General features: G+C 69.8%; 13 protein-coding genes and 1 tRNA gene. 3 read left to right on the forward strand and 11 right to left on the reverse strand.

The window, feature by feature from the left end; genetic code table 11:
- Positions 1 to 104: 104 nt before the first annotated feature.
- Positions 105 to 1,256 carry an FAD-dependent oxidoreductase gene (locus tag AC1XX3_RS08655; protein WP_483320683.1) on the reverse strand — a complete coding sequence of 384 codons (1,152 nt, stop codon included), beginning with the start codon at positions 1,254 to 1,256 and terminating at the stop codon, positions 105 to 107.
- A gap of 18 nt (positions 1,257 to 1,274) precedes the next feature.
- On the opposite strand from AC1XX3_RS08655, the gene AC1XX3_RS08660 reads away from it, so the two are divergent.
- Entirely contained in the window at positions 1,275 to 1,964 is a 690-nt protein-coding gene (locus AC1XX3_RS08660) for a TetR/AcrR family transcriptional regulator (RefSeq protein WP_483320684.1), read from the forward strand.
- Here the strand turns inward: AC1XX3_RS08660 and AC1XX3_RS08665 are convergent.
- The 7 genes from AC1XX3_RS08665 to AC1XX3_RS08695 form a co-directional block, all read right to left on the reverse strand.
- Positions 1,956 to 2,028: transfer RNA gene (locus AC1XX3_RS08665), tRNA-Ala, on the reverse strand. The two genes, AC1XX3_RS08660 and AC1XX3_RS08665, sit on opposite strands and share 9 nt — an antisense overlap.
- 82 nt (positions 2,029 to 2,110) lie before the next feature.
- A complete protein-coding gene (gene sepX / locus AC1XX3_RS08670) occupies positions 2,111 to 2,881 on the reverse strand; it encodes a divisome protein SepX/GlpR (protein ID WP_483320685.1) in 771 nt (256 codons plus the stop codon).
- A 100-nt stretch (positions 2,882 to 2,981) separates the two neighbouring features.
- On the reverse strand, positions 2,982 to 3,578 hold the full coding sequence (locus AC1XX3_RS08675) for a GNAT family N-acetyltransferase (protein WP_483321171.1): 597 nt from the start codon (positions 3,576 to 3,578) through the stop codon (positions 2,982 to 2,984).
- Positions 3,579 to 3,690: 112 nt separating this feature from the next.
- Positions 3,691 to 4,167 carry a MogA/MoaB family molybdenum cofactor biosynthesis protein gene (locus AC1XX3_RS08680; protein ID WP_483320686.1) on the reverse strand — a complete coding sequence of 159 codons (477 nt, stop codon included), beginning with the start codon at positions 4,165 to 4,167 and terminating at the stop codon, positions 3,691 to 3,693.
- Positions 4,164 to 4,682 (reverse strand): cyclic pyranopterin monophosphate synthase MoaC, encoded by a 519-nt coding sequence (gene moaC / locus AC1XX3_RS08685; protein WP_483320687.1) that lies wholly within the window; start codon positions 4,680 to 4,682, stop codon positions 4,164 to 4,166. Before moaC ends, AC1XX3_RS08680 begins: the two co-directional genes overlap by 4 nt.
- 3 nt (positions 4,683 to 4,685) lie before the next feature.
- Positions 4,686 to 6,008: a molybdotransferase-like divisome protein Glp gene (glp, locus tag AC1XX3_RS08690; RefSeq protein ID WP_483320688.1), complete on the reverse strand. Its 1,323-nt coding sequence runs from the start codon at positions 6,006 to 6,008 to the stop codon at positions 4,686 to 4,688.
- Positions 6,009 to 6,052: 44 nt separating this feature from the next.
- Complete coding sequence (locus AC1XX3_RS08695; RefSeq protein ID WP_483320689.1) at positions 6,053 to 7,711, reverse strand: glycoside hydrolase family 13 protein; 1,659 nt, start codon at positions 7,709 to 7,711, stop codon at positions 6,053 to 6,055.
- Positions 7,712 to 7,849: 138 nt separating this feature from the next.
- On the opposite strand from AC1XX3_RS08695, the gene AC1XX3_RS08700 reads away from it, so the two are divergent.
- A complete protein-coding gene (locus tag AC1XX3_RS08700) occupies positions 7,850 to 8,890 on the forward strand; it encodes a LacI family DNA-binding transcriptional regulator (RefSeq protein WP_483320690.1) in 1,041 nt (346 codons plus the stop codon).
- A 51-nt stretch (positions 8,891 to 8,941) separates the two neighbouring features.
- Positions 8,942 to 9,592 carry a 5-formyltetrahydrofolate cyclo-ligase gene (locus tag AC1XX3_RS08705; protein WP_483320691.1) on the forward strand — a complete coding sequence of 217 codons (651 nt, stop codon included), beginning with the start codon at positions 8,942 to 8,944 and terminating at the stop codon, positions 9,590 to 9,592.
- Between the two features lie 6 nt (positions 9,593 to 9,598).
- Here the strand turns inward: AC1XX3_RS08705 and ileS are convergent, their stop codons facing one another.
- The 3 genes from ileS to AC1XX3_RS08720 form a co-directional block, all read right to left on the reverse strand.
- The gene (gene ileS, locus AC1XX3_RS08710) at positions 9,599 to 12,835 is read right to left on the reverse strand and encodes an isoleucine--tRNA ligase (RefSeq protein ID WP_483320692.1); all 3,237 of its coding nucleotides are present in this window, start codon (positions 12,833 to 12,835) and stop codon (positions 9,599 to 9,601) included.
- A gap of 254 nt (positions 12,836 to 13,089) precedes the next feature.
- Positions 13,090 to 15,384, reverse strand: a complete 2,295-nt coding sequence (gene yicI / locus AC1XX3_RS08715; protein WP_483320693.1) for an alpha-xylosidase — start codon at positions 15,382 to 15,384, stop codon at positions 13,090 to 13,092.
- Between the two features lies 1 nt (position 15,385).
- Positions 15,386 to 17,395, reverse strand: coding sequence for a beta-galactosidase (locus AC1XX3_RS08720; protein WP_483320694.1), 2,010 nt, complete (start codon positions 17,393 to 17,395; stop codon positions 15,386 to 15,388).
- Positions 17,396 to 17,407: the final 12 nt, after the last annotated feature.

Below are 17,407 nucleotides of genomic sequence, written 5' to 3' on the forward strand. Positions count from 1 at the left end.
CGCAGGAACTGTCCCGAGGTGGTGATCGACCCGTCAGTCCACGATCACCGGTGCGTGGTGGGAAGTCCACCGTGGGAACCGTAGCTCTTGGCCGTGGACACATCTCAGGAGGGGTTGAGCCGGTCGAAGAGGGCAATGGCTTCGGCAGGGTCCGGGCCAACCAGACGTTCCAGACCGGCCGTTGTCATCTTGGCCCACCTGGCGGCCCGCGACCACATCAGTTCCTCGTAGGCCCGGACGGTGTGGTCCAGATCTTCGGGCTCAGCAGCGACGGACTCGGCAAGCTCGGCTCCCTCCAGCAAGGCAAGATTCGCGCCCACTCCTAACGGAGGCATCAGGTGAGCGGCGTCGCCCAGGAGGGTGACCCCGGGGGTGTGGGTCCAGCTGTGGCCAACAGGAAGGACGTAGAGGGGCCGGTGCGCGAAACGGGCGCCGAGCCGGAGGAGATCGAGGACCGAGGGGGCCCAGCCGTCGAACAGAGCCAGCAGGCTGGACCGCACCGCCTCGGCGTCAGCCAGGTCTAGGCTCATGTGCCAGTCCAACGGAGCGCGGAACTGGGCGTACACCTTGACGTGGCCGCCGCTGTTGCGTTGGGCAACGAGAGCTCTGTTCACTCCGTACACCGCCACAGAGCCGTCGCCGAGGACCCGGGCGTGGTCAGGGTGCCGAGTGTCGACGTCGTCCAGGGAGGTCTCGATCAAGGTGACGCCGGTGTAGTGCGGCTCCACTAGCGAGAGTGCCGGGCGTACTCGTGACCAGGCACCGTCGGCGCCGACGACGAGGTCGAACGTCTCAGCTCGTCCTTCCATGAAGTGCACCGCAGTCCCCTCTGGGGTTCCCGCCACTACCTTGGTCACTTTCCGTCCCCACTGGACATCTAGTGGGCCGAGTAGCAGATCCCGCAGTTGCCCCCGATCGATCTCTGGGTTCGCCCGGTCGCCAGGCTGGGGTTGCCAGTCGCGCAGAACTGTCCCGTCCGTATCGAGAATGCGCATGGCCTGCCCCTCAGGACGGGACAGCGCTCGGAACTGGGTGAGCAGACCAGCCTTGTCGAGCGCAAGCTGGCCCAGTCCTTCGTGCAGGTCCAACGTGCCGCCCGGAGGGCGGGTGTCGGGGCCGGGGTCTCGTTCGAAGACGGTGACCGCGTGGCCGTGACGAAAAAGAACGTGGGCAAAGGCGAGGCCGGCCGGACCCGCCCCCACCACAGCGATACGATGTCTCATGCCAATACACTGTATGTTTGCGATACGATGCATGTCAACGGAAGGGCGACTATGACTGTTTGGGACCGGCCGGAGCCGCCAGCGCTCCCAGTGCCGATTGACAGGGAGCAGATCGTTCTCGCTGCCATCGCGCTGGCGGACGAGGGCGGTCTGGCGGAGGTGTCAGTGCGCAAGGTCGCCGCTCGCCTGAACGCCGGCCCGATGCGGCTGTACCGCTACATCTCAACCAAGGAGGAGCTGTTCGACCTCATGGTCGATGAGGTCCAGGCCGAGGTGCTCTCTGAGGAGCGCCATGGTGACTGGCGGGGGGCGCTGCGTGGCTACGCGCACCGCACCAGGCAGACAGCACTGCGGCACGAATGGCTGGCCGACCTGCTCGGTGGCCGCCCGGCGCTCGGCCCGAATAGCCTCGCCGTCGCCGAACCCATGTTGGCCAGCCTCGACGGCCTTGCCGACATCGACACCGTGATGCGCGCCGTGGAGACGATCAACGCCTACCTCATCGGCGCGATCAGGCGAGAGATCGCGAACGTACGGGCCGAACGCGACACGGGCCTGTCTCGTCACGACTGGCAGCGCGCCCGCGGCGCCCACCTGTCGACGGTGCTGGCCACGGGTCGCTTCCCGACGGTGGCCAAGATAGTGCACGATGGCACGGAGGTGGATGCCGAAACGTCCTTCGCGACAGGACTGGAGTGGGTCCTAGACGCCGTGGCCGCCAAACTCAATCGGTGGAGCTAAGGAGATTCGAACTCCTGACCTTCTCGATGCGAACGAGACGCGCTACCAACTGCGCCATAGCCCCTCAGTGAGCCGTTCCCGGCCCGCTGCGAACAGAAACAATACCACCTGCGAGCGGGCTGGCAGCCCGCGGGTTTCCGCTCCGCCTAGGCGGTGGCCGCCCGGGGCAGCTCCTCGTTGCCCTCGGCGACCGGCTCCGACACCACCGGGGCGTCGGCGGTGACCGGCACGCTGTGCCGGGCCGCGGCAGCGAACTCCGGCGAGGACAGGTCGATGGTGCGGACCGTCCGGGGTGCCAGCGGCTTGGACACGTACGTCGGCATGGTGATGGGGACCGGGTCCCAGAGCCGGCCCGGCTTGACCGCCGGCTCGCTGCGGCCCAGGGTCGACTCCGCCTTGTCGGCCACGCCTTTCGCCAGCTCGCTGCGACTCAGGAAGACCGTGCACTCGTCGCTGCCCCGACAGATGGTGGCGTAGCGCCGGTCCAAGGAGGCGCGCAGGGCCCGGACGCTGACCCGGGCGATCGCGACGAAGGCGACCAGCAGGGCACCAGGGATGGCGACCGACCACCACGGCAACAGACCGAAGCCGCAGACCGACGCCACTGCGGTGAGACAGAACATCAGCGCGACCAGTGTCCGTCGGCGTCGACGGGCGGCCATCCGCTCCAGCCGACGCAGGTCCTCGATGGCGGCCCGTCGCGTCATCGGCGTGGACACCTCGACGTGACCGATCTCCTCAAGGTCTTGATCAAGAAGCGGCGCCGTGCCGTAGCGGACGATGCGCATGGAGTCGGCGAAACGATTGTTCGGGTCGACATCCTCGGAGTCCTCACTGCGGCTCTTCACCGTCAGCGGGACGAGATAGACCAGCCACGCGATTGCTATCGCTGCGAAGATCAGCCCGGTCGTTCCCACACCCTGAAGGTATGTGGCGCAGCGCGTGCAGGCCGCCATCTGCGACGGTGTGTCGCCGAAAACCTCGTGAGCACAGGAAAATCTGGGCCCTCCCCGGTGGCTAGTCGGCCGGTGGGCCACCGATGGCGGGCGGCCGCGAGAGATCCCAACGGTTCAGCAGACCGCCCGGGACCTCTTCTGCGTTGAGGGCGAAGACCAGATGATCACGCCACTCGCCGTTGATGTGCAGATAGCGGGGCCGCAGTCCTTCGGGCCGGAACCCCAGCTTGTGCACCACCTGCAGGCTTCGCTCGTTCTCGGGCCGGATGGCGATCTCGATTCGGTGCAGCCCGATGACGTCGAAACAGTAGTCGGTGGCCAGCGCCACCGCCGTCGGGATGATGCCGCGGCCGGCGACCCGCTGGTCGACCCAGTAGCCGATCTGGCCCCACGACGCCGAACCGCCCACGATGCCACTCACCGTCAGCTGACCGACGAGTTGTCGAACACCGCGGCGCCCCGGCTGCACCGGGTCAAGGAAGACCAGCCACGGCAGCATCCGACCCTCGCGCGCCTGCCGGGTGAGAGCCCGGACCAGGCCCGCGTACGAGGTGGGGCCGGGGCTGGAGCCGGCCGGCAGCGTCGCCTCCCAGGGCCGTAACCAGGTCTGGTTGGCCCGCCGGACGCGCTCCCAGTCCGCCTGGTCCCGGCGCCGCATCGGCGCCAGGACGATGTCATGGTGGCGCAGGGTCACCGGCCAACGGTGCGGCGGCCTCAGCACCGGAGATATCGAACCGCCACGTCGCGGTTCATCGGGCTCGGGGTCCACGTCAGTGGTCCCCGCCTCGGATCTGGCTCACGGCGTGGCCTAGAACGGGGGCGAGCACGGCCATGCCGTCGCGCACCCCGCCGGTGGAGCCGGGCAGGTTCACCACCAGGGTCCGACCTGCCACGCCGGCCAGCCCGCGACTCAGCAGCGCCGTCGGCACGCCATGGTCGGCTCCGTAGCGGGCGATCGCCGTGGACAGTTGGGGGATCTCCCGATCGAGCACCGCCCGGGTCTGCTCCGGGGTGTGGTCGTCCGGGGTCAGCCCGGTGCCGCCGGTGGTGATCACCACGGCGTGGCCGTCGTCGATCGCCCGCCGCAGCGCCTGTCCGACCGCGTCGCCGTCCGGCACCACCTCCGGCTCACCCACGAGAAACCCGGCCTCGCGCAACGCGTCGGCAGCGATGGGTCCGGAACGGTCGGAATAGACCTCGGCCGCGGCCCGGGTCGAGACGGTGATCACCACTGCCGTGAGGGTCATGGTGTGCCGGCTCTCGGGGAGGAACCGGGGCGGCCCGGCTCGCCACGCTGCCAGTCGCCGCGACGACCGCCCGACTTGGCCAGCACCCGGATGTCGCTGATCACGGCGGCCCGGTCGAGGGCCTTCACCATGTCCACCACGGCCAGGGCGGCGACGCTGACCGCTGTCAGCGCCTCCATCTCCACCCCGGTCTGCCCGGCGGTTCGGACGGTGGCGGTGAGCTCGACACCGGCATCGACGACGGTGGCGACCAGGTCGACTCCGGTCAGCGGCAGCGGGTGGCACAGGGGGATGAGCTCAGCCGTCCGCTTGGCGCCCATGATCCCGGCGATCCGAGCCACGGCCAGTGCGTCGCCCTTGGGGACGGCGCCGTCGCGCAGGGCGGTGACACACTCGGCGCTGAGCCTGACCAGTCCTGCCGCCGTGGCGGTCCGGGTCGTGACGGCCTTCTCCGACACGTCCACCATCCGGGCCTCGCCGGTGGCATTCAGGTGAGGGAAGACCGCGTCCGTCATGGCCTACTGCTCTTCGCCCAGCAGCCACACGTCGACCGCATCACCGGCGGCGACGAACTCGGTGTCGGTGTCGATCACGATCAAAGCGTTGGCGCGGGCCAGGCTGCCGACCAGGTGCGACCCGTGTCCGCCGGCGAGCTCGACCTCGCGCGAGCCGTCGTTGCCGAACGTCACGATCCCCCGGGCCAGCTGCTTGCGCCCGGCGATCGAGGTGATGGCATGCGCCGCGCGGCACTTGACCGCGGTCCGGCTGTAGGGGGTGGCGCCCATCAGCTTGCGGATCGCCGGCCGGACGAACGCCTCGAACGAGACGAAGGCGCTCACCGGGTTGCCCGGCAGCATGATCATCGGGGTCCGGTCCTCGCCGATCAGCCCGAAGCCCTGCGGCTTTCCGGGCTGCATCGCGACCGAGGCGAAGTCGGTCTGGCCGAGCTCGGGCATCACGGCCTTGACGATGTCGAAGTCGCCCTGGCTGACACCGCCGGTGGTGAGGATCAGGTCAGCGCGCACCAGCTGGTCGGAGATGAGCTGCTTGACCTCGTCCGGGTCGTCGCCGACCGGACCGACGCGGAAGACCTGTGCGCCCGCCGCGCGGGCCGCCGCGGCGAGCAGATAGGAGTTGGAGTCGTAGATCTGCTCGTCGCTGTTCAGCGACAGTCCCGGCTCGACCAGCTCCGAGCCGGTCGACACCACCACGACCCGGGGTCGCGGGCGGACCAGCACCTTGTCCAGGCCGACCGCGGCCAGCAGCCCGATGCTCCGCGGTCCGAGGCGGTCCCCGGCCGAGAAGAGCAGGCTGCCCGCCTCGATGTCCTCCCCGCGGCGGCGGATGTGCTGTCCGGCGGGCGCCTCGGCGAAGACCTTGACGTCCGCGGTTCCCCGGTCGGTCGCCTCGTACGGCACCACCGCGTCGGCCCCTTCGGGCAGCGGGGCGCCGGTCATGATCTTCATCGCCGTGCCGGGTGAGAGCCGGTGGGTGGCCGACTGACCGGCCGCCACCTCACCGACCACGGGCAGCTGGATCGGCGCGTGCTCGGCTGCGCCGAGGACGTCTTGGGCATGCACCGCGTAGCCGTCCATCGCGGAGTTGTCGAAGCCCGGCAGGTTCACCGCGGAGACGATGTCCTCACACAGGCTGAGGTCGAGCGTGTCCAGGATCTGCTGCCCGAACGGCGGCAGCTCCTCGATGCAGCTGAGGAGATAGTCGCGGTGGTCCTCCAGCGACCGGAGGCCCGATGGGCCGGCCGCCGGAGGATCCGGCAACGGCTCCGTCGGGGCGGGCACGATCTCGCGCTCTGCTGTTTTCTTGCGGCCGAACAAGGGCATGCTCACCACCCTAGAGGACCGTCCCGCGGCATCGACGGACCCGCTCAGTCCTGCGGCCAGTCGGTCAGCCAGACCGTCGTCTCACCGGGCAGCTCATCGCCGTGCATCGGCTGGCTGGAGAGCCGCACCACCCCGGCCGGCCGCGGTACGACGGCGGTGCCGAAGTTGGTGACGCAGTGCCAGCCACCGGGCCTGACGAAGTGCACGACGTCGGCTGACGGGTTCCTGATCCAGTTCAGCTCCTCGGCCCCTTGCAGCGAACGGCGCAGCCGCAGCGCTTCCCGGTAGAGCTCGAGGGTCGAGCCCGGCGCCTTGTCCTGCGCGGCGACGGACGCGCCCGCGAACTCCGCCGGTTGCGGCAGCCAGCCTTCCCCGGTGCCGAAGCCGAAAGAGGGGCCCTGCTCCGACCAAGGCAGCGGCACCCGGCACCCGTCCCGGCCTTTGCGCTGCCGTCCGGTCCGCTCCCAGATCGGGTCCTGCAACGTCTCCTCGGGCAGGTCGGCCACCTCGAACAGCCCCAGCTCCTCACCCTGGTAGAGGTATGCCGACCCCGGCAGCGCCAGCATCAACAAGCTGGCGGCCCGCGCCCGACGCAGGCCCGCCTCTCGGTCGACCACCGGCGTCGTACCGCCGCTCATCAGCCAGTCGTTCAGATCGGTACCGCGCGGCAGGCCGAAGCGGCTCGTGTGCCGGGCGATGTCGTGGTTGGACAGCACCCACGTCGACGAAGCACCCGACACCTCGGCCTCGCTCAGACAGGTGGTGATGACCGACCGGAACTCTTCGGCCTCGAAGTGGATCTGGACCAGGTCGAAGTTGAACGCCTGGCCGAGCTCGGTCGGACGGGCGTACAAGGCGCGACGCTCGGTCGGCGCCCACGCCTCGGCCACCGCGGTCCGCGGCGGGTCGTAGGAGTCGAACACCTTGCGCCACTCGGCGAAGATCTCGTGCACCTCGTCTCGGTCGTAGAGCGGGTCGCTGCCGTCCAGCGGCAGCTCGCCGTGCAGCGGGGTGGAGCTCCGTAGCGGTTCGCTCAGGTCCTTGGCCAGGGCGTGCGCCACGTCCACGCGGAATCCGTCCACCCCACGGTCGGACCAGAACCGCAGCGTGGTGAGGAAGTCCTCGCGGATCTCCGGGTTGTCCCAGTTGAGGTCGGGCTGCTCGCGGGCGAACAGGTGCAGATACCACTGACCGTCGGGCAGCCGGGTCCAGGCGCTACCGCCGAAATGCGACTCCCAGTCCGAGGGCTGCTCCGAGCCGTCCGGTCCCGAGCCGTCGCGGAAGATGTAGCGGTCCCGCGCGGCGGAGCCCTTCTCGGCCGCGAGTGCCTCGACGAACCACTCGTGCAGGTCAGAGGTGTGGTTCGGCACGATGTCGACGATGACCCGGATGCCGGCGGCGTGGGCGGCAGCCACCATCTCGTCGAAGTCGTCCAACGTGCCGAGCTGGGGATGCACGTTGCGATAGTCGGCCACGTCGTAGCCGCCGTCGGCCAGCGCCGAGGGATAGAACGGGCTGAGCCACATGGCGTCGACGCCGAGCCCGGCGAGATAGTCGATCCGAGACGTCACCCCGGGCAGATCACCCAGGCCATCGCCGTTGCTGTCGGCGAAGCTGCGGGGATAGACCTGATAGACCGTGGCTTGGCGCCACCAGGTGGCGTCGAGGGTGGGATCTGCGGCAAGCACCAGTGATTCGGTCACGATGTCCTTCAAAAACGGAGTCAGAACGCTCCCGAATGACAGCGCTTGCATTAGCGTAGGATCCATCATCGCGCGCAGTCAATGCAGGGACTGCCCCGTGCGGCGAAACGTCGATGATCGCGTTTGCAGAGGAGGGTCATGACTGCCGACAACGGCCGGGCCGAGCCGCCCGCACCCGGAGCGACCATGGCCGATGTGGCGCGACGGGCCGGCGTTTCGGCGGCGACAGTGTCTCGCGCCCTGCGCGGCTCCGCCCTGGTGTCGGCCACCACCCGGGAGCGGGTGCTGGCGGCAGCGTCCGAGCTGTCCTTCAGCGTCTCGCGGTCGGCTTCCAGCCTCGCCACTGGCCGGCTGGACCGGATCGCGGTGCTAGTCGGCGACGAGCTGCGCTCGTGGTTCAACGGCTCGGTCCTCGACGGTCTCTACGCCAGCCTGCACGCGCAGGGCCAGGATCTGCTGCTGTATCGCATCCGGGACCTCGGCGAGCGGCAGACCTTCTTCGCCGAGCTGCCGGCACGCCGCAACGCCGATGCGTTGGTGGTGGCCTCGTTCTCCCTCACCCCCGACGAGCACGAGCGGCTGGCCGCCCTCCAGATGCCGGTGGTGTATGTCAACCAGGAGCGACTCGGCGCCGCGAGCGTCTCCATCGACGACGCGGCCGCCGCGGCGGCGGGAACCCGCTATCTGCTCAACCTCGGGCACCGTCGGGTGAGCTTTCTGCACCATCTCCCCCGCCCGGACTTCAGCTGGAGCGCCACCCGCCGGATCGAGGGTTTCCTGACCGCGGCACGCGCCAGTGGCCTGGACCCCGGCGGACTCCGCCCGCTCGAGCTCGCTGAGGGGGCGGACGGCGCCGCCGCGGTGGCGGCACTGCTGACAGCGCCGACCCTGCCCACCGCCGTGTTCGCCGAGTCGGACCAGCTGGCCCTCACCCTGCTGCCGGCGCTTGCCGCAGCGGGACTGCAGGTCCCCCGAGACATCTCGGTGCTCGGCTTCGACGATCACGAGATGGCCGCCGTCTTCGGCCTCAGCACGATCGCCCAGCCGGTCAGCTCCCTCGGCGAGCAGGCCGGCGCCTTGGCCGTCGCGCTGGCGCGCGGGAACGTAGGCGAACGGCTGCAGGTCGAGGTCGCCACCCGGCTGGTGCCGCGGTCCACCACCGCACCGCCCACGCGCTGACCGAGTCCCGCGACGAACGCTGGTCGGGCGACCAGGTCGTACGCTGGCCAGATGCCCGACCGCTCCCCCACGCCCGATGCCGACGCAGATGCCTTCCGGCAGGCGAAGAACCTGCTCCGCCACGCGATCTGGCTGCGGCGGGAATCCCGCTCCGACGCTCAGCGGGCCGCCGATGACCACGCCCGGTTCGAACACCTGCGCCACGCGCTGACCCCGCTGCTCGCCGGGCAGTCCCGTCCGACGGTGGCGGCGTATCTGTCCACGGCCACGGAGCCGGGCACCTTCGAGCTGATCGGCTGGCTCGCCTCGCACGACGTACGGGTGCTGCTGCCCGTGCTGCCCGACGGTGTACGCCCGCCGCAGCCGAACTGGGCGCCCTACGGCGGTCCCGACCAGCTGCGGACCGGCTCCTTCGGCATCCTCGAGCCCACCACCACTCCGCTCGGCCCCGCTGCCCTCGGGACGGCTTCGGTGGTGGTGTGCGCCGGGCTGGCCGGCACTGCTGACGGGTTCCGGCTGGGCCGCGGTGGCGGCTGGTACGACCGAGCCCTGCAGCACCTGGCGACCGACACCGCCTCCTGGTTGCTGCTCAACGACGACGAGCTGCTGGACACCCTCCCGGTGGAACCGTGGGACCACCGGGTGAGCGCCATCGTCCGCCCTGCGGGGCTGACTCCGTGCCAGCCCCGCATCGACGACTGACCCGTCTCAGACCCGAGTCAGCGCCACCAGCACCTGCTGCTTCTCGCCGACATCCGCCGCGGTGGCGCCCGCCGGTGCTGTCTCCGCCACGGTGAGCGACGCGGCCAGGGTCTCGGCGCTGATCAGCTGCTGGTGCGCCGTCAGCGCGGCGCGCACCTCCGCGTCCCCGGCCAGCACCAGCTCGATCCGGTCGCCCACCTCGAGCCCGGCGTCGCGCCGGGCCTGCTGGACGGCGCGCACCACGTCGCGGGCCAGTCCTTCCGCGGCCAGCTCGGCGGTGACCTCGGTGTCCAAGATCACGAAGCCGGAACCGGGCAGCATCATCACCGCCCGGTGGTCGTCGGCGGCGGCGTCGGCCACCACCGTCTGCAGCGTGTACTCCCCTTCCGCCAAAGCGATCCCACCCGCGACCACGGTGCCGTCGTCGGCCACCGACCAGTCGCCGCTCTTGCTCGCCCGGATGGCGGTCTGGACCTCGCGCCCGAGCCGCGGACCCGCGGCGCGAGCATTGACCGACAACGACTGCCGAACGCCGAACGCACCCTCGCCCGCATCGGCGAGGTCGGTCAGGCGTACCTCACGGACGTTGAGCTCGTCGGTGATCAAGGAGACGAACGGGGTCAGCGCGGCCGCATCGTCGGCGACCACGGTCAGCGAGCTCAGCGGCAGCCGGACCCGCAGGTTCTCCGCCTTGCGCAGCGCCGACCCGACCGAGCAGACCTCGCGGACCCGATCCATGGCGGCGACCAGTGCGTCGTCGGCCGGCAGCTGGTCCGCGTCGGGCCAGTCGGTCAGATGCACCGAGCGCTCGCCGGTCAGACCACGCCAGATCTCTTCGGTGGTCAGCGGCAGCAGCGGTGCCACGGTCCGACAGGTCGTCTCCAGCACCGTGAACAAGGTGTCGAAGGCGGCCCGCGAGGCGGCCGACTCGCCGTCCCAGAAGCGGTCACGCGACCGGCGGATGTACCAGTTGGACAGCACGTCGAGGAAGCTCCGGGTCGCGTCGCAGGCGGCAGCGATCTCGAGCCCCTCCAGCTGCTCGGCCACCGTCTCGGTGAACCGGCGTAGCTTGGCCAGGATGTAGCGGTCCAGGACGTCCTCGGACGCGGTGCTGGGGACGGCGTCATAGCCCGCGCCCCCGTCGGCCACGTTGGCGTACAGGGAGAAGAAATACCACGCGTTCCACAGCGGGATGAGCACCTGCCGGACGCTCTCGCGGATCCCCTGCTCGGTGACGATCAGGTTGCCGCCACGCAGGATCGGCGACGACATCAAGAACCAGCGCATCGCGTCGGCACCGTCGCGGTCGAAGACCTCACGGACGTCGGGATAGTTCCGCAGTGACTTGCTCATCTTCTGCCCGTCGCTGCCCAGCACGATGCCGTGGCTGATGCAGTTGAGGAACGCCGGCCGGTCGAACAACGCCGTGGCCAGCACGTGCATCAGATAGAACCAGCCGCGGGTCTGCCCGATGTATTCCACGATGAAGTCGCCCGGGTAGTGGTGCTCGAACCACTCGGTGTTCTCGAACGGATAGTGCACCTGGGCGTACGGCATCGAGCCGGAGTCGAACCAGACGTCGAACACGTCCTCGATCCGGCGCATGGTCGACGCACCGGTCGGGTCGTCGGGGTTGGGCCGGGTCAGCTCGTCGATGTAGGGCCGGTGCAGGTCGGGCACCGAGACGCCGAAGTCGGCCTCCAGCTCGGCGATGGAGCCGTAGACGTCGACCCGCGGGTAGCGCGGGTCGTCGGACTTCCAGACCGGGATCGGGCTGCCCCAGAAGCGGTTGCGGCTGATCGACCAGTCGCGCGCGTTGGACAGCCACTTGCCGAACTGGCCGTCCTTGACGTGATCGGGCACCCAGTTGATCTCGCCGTTGAGCTCGACCATCCGGTCCTTGAACTTGGTCACCTCGACGAACCAGCTCGAGACCGCCTTGTAGATCAGCGGGTTGCGACAGCGCCAGCAGTGTGGATAGGAGTGCTGGTATGTCTCCTGGCGCAGCAGCACGGTGCCTGCGGTGGTCGAGCCCGCCTCCTCACCCCGGGTCCGGGCCTTGAGGTCGTCGATGATCAACGCGTTGGCGTCGAACACCTGGATCCCTGCATAGTCGGCCACCTCGGTGGTGAACCGGCCGCCGGCGTCGACCGGCACCACCGCAGCGATGCCGGCGGCGTCGGTGACTGCCTTGTCCTCCTCGCCGAAGGCGGGGGCGATGTGCACGATGCCTGTGCCGTCCTCGGTGGTGACGTAGTCCGCGGCCAGCACCCGGTGGGCGTTCTCGCTTCCGACGAAGTAGGAGAACGGCGGCGTGTAGCGCCGGCCGAGCAGCTCAGCTCCCTTGCAGCGCTCGACGATGTGGTCGGCGGCGTCCTCACCCAGCTCGCGGGCGTACGCACCGACGCGAGCCTCGGCCAGCAGATAGCGCTCGCCGTCGTGCTCGACCACGACATAGTCGATGTCCGGGTTGACCGCCATCGCCAGGTTGCTCGGCAGGGTCCACGGCGTGGTGGTCCAGATCAGGCCCAGCTCGCCGGTCTCCAGCCGGAAGCCGACGGTGACGGCCGGGTCTTGTCGATCTTGGTAGACGTCGTCGTCCATCCGCAGCTCGTGGCTGGACAGCGGCGTCTCGTCGTTCCAGCAGTACGGCAGCACCCGCATGCCCTCGTAGACCAGACCCTTGTCATACAAGGACTTGAAGGCCCACAGCACGCTCTCCATGTATTGCGGGTTCAGCGTCTTGTAGTCATGGTCGAAGTCGACCCAACGGGCCTGTCGGGTGACGTAGTCCTGCCACTCGCCGGTGTAGCGCAGCACCGAGTCCCGGCATGCCTGGTTGAACTTCTCGATCCCCAGCTCGAGGATGTCGTCCTTGGTCTTCAGCCCCAGCTGGGACATCGCCTCCAGCTCGGCGGGCAGCCCGTGGCAGTCCCAGCCGAAGCGGCGCTCGACATGCTTGCCCCGCATGGTCTGGAACCGCGGCACGATGTCTTTGACGTAGCCGGTCAGCAGGTGGCCGTAGTGCGGCAGGCCGTTCGCGAACGGGGGGCCGTCGTAGAACACGAACTCGTTGGCGCCGTTCTCGCCGGCGGGGTTGCGCTCGACCGAGGCGGTGAAGGTGTCGTCGGCCTTCCAGTACGCCAGCACCCGCTCCTCGATCTCGGCGAACTTCGGGCTCGACGGGACGCGGAACGCCTCACTGCCAGGGACCTGGGCGGCGCTCGCCTTGGGGTACGTCATGATCGGGGTCTCTCTTCCTCGTGGCCTGTGCTCGCACGAGGACGGTGTTCCCACCGCGGTACCACCCCGCTTGCCGTGCCGACCGGTCGAACCGGCGTGCACGACCACTCTGGTCGAAGGCGATCACGGGCCCACCCGTCCGGTTCTACTGCAGCCGTACGGCTGGTTCTTCCGGAGGCTCGCCGGTGATAGCCGGGTCGACGCCTGTGGCCCCATCGTAACGCTGCGTGGTCCGGACCGCATCCGTGTAATCGTCAGGACAGGTCGAGCACGACCTCGCCGGCGCCGCCCGCCTGCGCAGTCGCTGCGGTGCCGACCACCCGCACCGTCCACGGCAGCTCAGTGCCCTCGGCGACCACGCGCAGCACGTCGCCTTGGCGCTCGACCGTGAAGACCGCCGCGATGTTCTCGGGGCCGACGGTGACCACCCGGCGGTCGCCGTCGGCGAAGGCGTACACCTCGAGCGTGACCGCGTCGCGGTGGTCGTAATCCGGGCGGTCGGTCCGGGCGCCCCGCGGCAGCACCGACCCGGGACGGACGAACAACGGCAGTGAGTCGAAGCCGTACTGCCGGCGGTGCCACGCGGGACCGGAAAGCTGCTCTCCGGTCAGCAGGTGCGTCCATAGGCCCGCGGGCAGATAGAACTCCGCCCAGCCGTCGGGGTCGAACACCGGCGCCACCAGCAGCTGGTCACCGAGCAGATACTGGGTGTCCAGCACCCGGGCACTGCGATCCTCGGGGAACTCCAGCAGCATCGGTCGCATCACCGGCAGCCCTTCGGCGTGGGCCTGCCGACCGAGCTGTGACAGGTAGGGCATCAAGGACAGCTTGAGCCGGGTGAAATCGCGCGCGAGCGCCACGGCCTCCTCGTCGAAGGCCCACGGCACCCGGTAGGAGCTGGAGCCGTGCAGCCTCGAGTGCGAGGACAACAACCCGAAGGCCAGCCAGCGCTTGAACACCCCGGCGTCGGGGGTGCCCTCGAAACCGCCGATGTCGTGGCTCCAGTAGCCGAAGCCGGACAGCGCCAGCGACAGGCCGCCGCGCAGCGACTCGGCCATCGAGGCGTACGTCGATTCGCAGTCGCCGCCCCAGTGCACCGGGAACTGCTGGCCGCCCGCGGTCGCGGCCCGGGCGAACACCACAGCCTCGCCCTCACCGCGCTCGGTCCGGAGCAGGTCGAACACGCACGCGTTGTAGAGCTGGGCGTAGTAGTTGTGCATCCGTTCCGGATCGGAGCCGTCGTGCCAGCGGATGCCCTCGGTCGGGATCCGCTCGCCGAAGTCGGTCTTGAACGCGTCGACTCCCATCTCCAGCAGCTGCTTCAGCTTGTCGGCGTACCAGGTGGACGCGGCCGGGTTGGTGAAGTCCACCAGCGCCATCCCCGCCTGCCACAGGTCCCACTGCCAGACGTCGCCGGTGTCGGTGGTGACCAGATAGCCGAGCTCCTTGCCCTCGGTGAACAGCTGCGAGCGCTGCGCGATATAGGGGTTGATCCAGACGCAGATCTTCAGCCCGCGAGCCTTCAGCCGGGCCAGCATTCCTGCCGGGTCGGGGAAGGTGGCCGGGTCCCAGACGAAGTCGCACCAGTGGAACCGGCGCATCCAGAAGCAGTCGAAGTGGAAGACGCTCAGCGGCAGGTCCCGCGCCGCCATGCCGTCGATGAACGAGGTGACCGTGGCCTCGTCGTAGTCGGTGGTGAACGACGTCGAGAGCCACAACCCGTAGGACCAGTCGGGCACTGCGGCCGGACGACCGGTGAGCGCGGTGTAGCTGCGCAGGATGTCGGCCGGGGTGGGGCCGTAGATGACGTAGTACTGCAGCGACTGGCCCGCGACGGAGAACTGGGTCCGCGACACCACCTCGCTGCCGACCTCGAAGCTGACCCGTTCGGGGTGGGCCACGAACACCCCGTAGCCGTCGTCGGTGAGATAGAACGGCACGTTCTTGTATGCCTGCTCGCTCGCCGTCCCGCCGTCGGCGTTGTAGATGTCGACCGACTGGCCGTTCTTGACCAGTGGCCCGAACCGCTCCCCCATCCCGTACACATGGGCGCCGACGCCCAGCGCCAGCTGCTCCCGCACGAACGACTGACCGTCGGCGTCGGTGATCACGCCCATCCCGCGCGCGGTGGACCGGGTCAGCACCCGGTCGTCGGCGACGAAGTCGGCCTGCCAGCCCTGCTCCGGGCTGACCTGGACGGTCAGGGCGCCGGAGCGCAGGCTGCCGCTGCGGCCCGCAGTGCTGATCCCGGGCCGAGGGTCGGCGGTGGTGATCTCGGGGCGTACGTCGGCGCGGTTGAGCTGGAAGTCCGGCCTGCGGTGGCGGACTCCGGTGAAGTGCTCGACCCGCACCCCGATGACATTGGCGGCCGGGGCGTCGAAGGTGACGGTCAGCATCGGCCGGTTGAGGGTGTCGCCGCGGCGGGTGATCGGCGCCGTCGGGCAGTACGCCACCAGTGAGTCGCCGACCTGGACCACCTCGTCGATGTCGCCAGGCTTGAGCAGGGTGAGCCCGGGCCGGAGCAGCCAGTAGCCGTCGTTGAACTTCATCTCACTCCTCGATCAGGACCGCTGCGTCCCCGGCGAGGAGGTCGAGGTGGTCGTGGTGGCGGGTCCCGGTCAACAGGTCGCGCTGTGACGTCGTCAGGGTGATCCGGTGGTCGGAGCTGGTGTGGTTGAGCAGGAACAGGTGCGCTCCGCGGCGGACCACCTCGACGCCGTCGGGCAGCTCGGCGCCGGGCGTACGCACCTCCGCGGCGTCGAGCACACCCGCCAACAGCCGGCCCAGCTGAGCGTCGGCGGGCACCGTGGCGACGTAGTAGCACCGGCCACGGCCGTGGCTCGAGCGGAGCACGGCCGGGCCCCCGTCCACGGGTCCGCCGGCGAAGCGGGCCAGCACCTCGGCGGAGTCGGCCCGAAGCCGCTCGGCCCAGCGGCTGGCCATCGCGTTGCCCAGCTCCGAGGAGACGAGCTGGACCGGCTCGGCCAGCGGCAGCCACTCTTCGCCGCTGCCGCCGACCACCTCGGTCAGCCCGACCGGGAAGCGGCCGGTACGCACCCGGGCGTCGCGATCGACCACCGCGCTGAACGGCCCGAGTACCAAGGTGCCGCCGGCGGCGACGTAGTCGGCGAGAGCGGCCACGGCGGCATCGGGCAGCAGGAACACCGAGGGAGCCAGCACCACCCGATAGCCGGACAGGTCGGCGTCGGAGCCGCAGACGTCCACCCCGACGCCGCGGCGCCACAGCGGCCGATACCAGGCCCGCAGCTGCTCCAGCGGCTGCAACCGGTTGGTCGGCAGCGCGCGCTGGTCGGCCGCCCACCAGCTGTCCCAGTCGAAGATCATCGCCACGTCGGCCGCCGGCACCGCGCCGACCACACCGGACAGCCGCTGCAGCTCGGCGCCGTGGGCCCGGGCAGCCTGGTGGATCCGCGAGTCCGGGCCCGCGTGCGGCAGCAGGGCGGCGTGGAACCGCTCCGAGCCCGAGCGCGAGGCGCGCCACTGGAAGAAGCACGAGCCGTCGGCCCCGTGGGCCACCGCCTGCAGGGAGTCGAGCCGCATCCGGGCCGGCGACTTGGGCACATTGTGCTCGCGCCAGTTCACCGCACCCCAGGCCTGCTCCATCATCATCCAGCCCCGACCGGCGGCCAGCGTTCGCATCAGGTCGTGGGTCAGCGCACTGTCGGCCGGCGCGTCGGGATCGGTCGGATCCGGGTACGCGTCGTCGGCCACCACGTCCAGGTGCGGCGCCCAGCGACGGTAGTCGGCACCGGCGAAGAACCCCATGAAGTTGGTGGTGATCGGGAGCTGCGGGGTGCGCTGCCGGAGCAGTCGCTGCTGCTCGAGATAGAGCTCGAGCAAGGCGTCCGAGGCGAAGCGTCGATAGTCGAGCAGCGAGGTGGGGTTGATCAGGTACGGCGCGGTCCGGGGCGGGATGACCTCGGCGAAGTCGGCGTACTGCTGACTCCAGAAAGCGGTGCCCCAGGCCTGGTTCAGGGTGGCCACGTCGCCGTAGCGCTTCGTCAGCCAGTCCCGGAAGGCGACGGCGCAGCTGTCGCAGTAGCAGACCTGGCCGTACTCGTTGCCGACGTGCCACATCGCCAGCCCGGGGTGGTCGGCGTATCGGTCGGCCAGATCCGACACCAGAGCCAGGGACCGGTCGCGGTAGATCCGCGACGTCGGGCAGAAATGGTTGCGCGAGCCGTGGTGCATCCGTACCCCGGCGGCGTCGACCGCTAGGGCTTCTGGCCAGCGGGTCCCCAGCCACGGCGGTGGCGACGCCGTCGGGGTGGCCAGATCCACGGCCACGCCGTGGTCGTGCAGCAGGTCCATCACGGTGTCCAGCCAGGCCCAGTCGCGGGCGTCGGGCGTGGGCTCGAGTGAGGACCAACTGAAGACACCGACGGTGGCGAGGTTCACCCCGGCGGCCCGCATCAGGCGGGCGTCATCGGCCCAGGTCTCGGTCGGCCACTGCTCGGGGTTGTAGTCAGCCCCGAACAGGATGCCGTAGCGCTTCGTCAGCGCGGCGAGGGTCGGTCGCTGCTGGGCTATCGTCGTCATCTGAGGTCACCT

Source organism: Microlunatus sp. M237, from assembly GCF_056896895.1.

What these genes read in the sequence shown, in the direction of transcription:
- AC1XX3_RS08655 (WP_483320683.1), bottom strand. Translation starts at nt 1,256, where the DNA reads ATGCATCGTATCGCAAACATACAGTGTATTGGCATGAGACATCGTATC.
- AC1XX3_RS08660 (WP_483320684.1), top strand. Translation starts at nt 1,275, where the DNA reads ATGACTGTTTGGGACCGGCCGGAGCCGCCAGCGCTCCCAGTGCCGATT.
- AC1XX3_RS08675 (WP_483321171.1), bottom strand. Translation starts at nt 3,578, where the DNA reads ATGCGGCGCCGGGACCAGGCGGACTGGGAGCGCGTCCGGCGGGCCAAC.
- AC1XX3_RS08680 (WP_483320686.1), bottom strand. Translation starts at nt 4,167, where the DNA reads ATGACCCTCACGGCAGTGGTGATCACCGTCTCGACCCGGGCCGCGGCC.
- moaC (WP_483320687.1), bottom strand. Translation starts at nt 4,682, where the DNA reads ATGACGGACGCGGTCTTCCCTCACCTGAATGCCACCGGCGAGGCCCGG.
- glp (WP_483320688.1), bottom strand. Translation starts at nt 6,008, where the DNA reads ATGCCCTTGTTCGGCCGCAAGAAAACAGCAGAGCGCGAGATCGTGCCC.
- AC1XX3_RS08700 (WP_483320690.1), top strand. Translation starts at nt 7,850, where the DNA reads ATGACTGCCGACAACGGCCGGGCCGAGCCGCCCGCACCCGGAGCGACC.
- AC1XX3_RS08705 (WP_483320691.1), top strand. Translation starts at nt 8,942, where the DNA reads ATGCCCGACCGCTCCCCCACGCCCGATGCCGACGCAGATGCCTTCCGG.
- ileS (WP_483320692.1), bottom strand. Translation starts at nt 12,835, where the DNA reads ATGACGTACCCCAAGGCGAGCGCCGCCCAGGTCCCTGGCAGTGAGGCG.
- yicI (WP_483320693.1), bottom strand. Translation starts at nt 15,384, where the DNA reads ATGAAGTTCAACGACGGCTACTGGCTGCTCCGGCCCGGGCTCACCCTG.
- AC1XX3_RS08720 (WP_483320694.1), bottom strand. Translation starts at nt 17,395, where the DNA reads ATGACGACGATAGCCCAGCAGCGACCGACCCTCGCCGCGCTGACGAAG.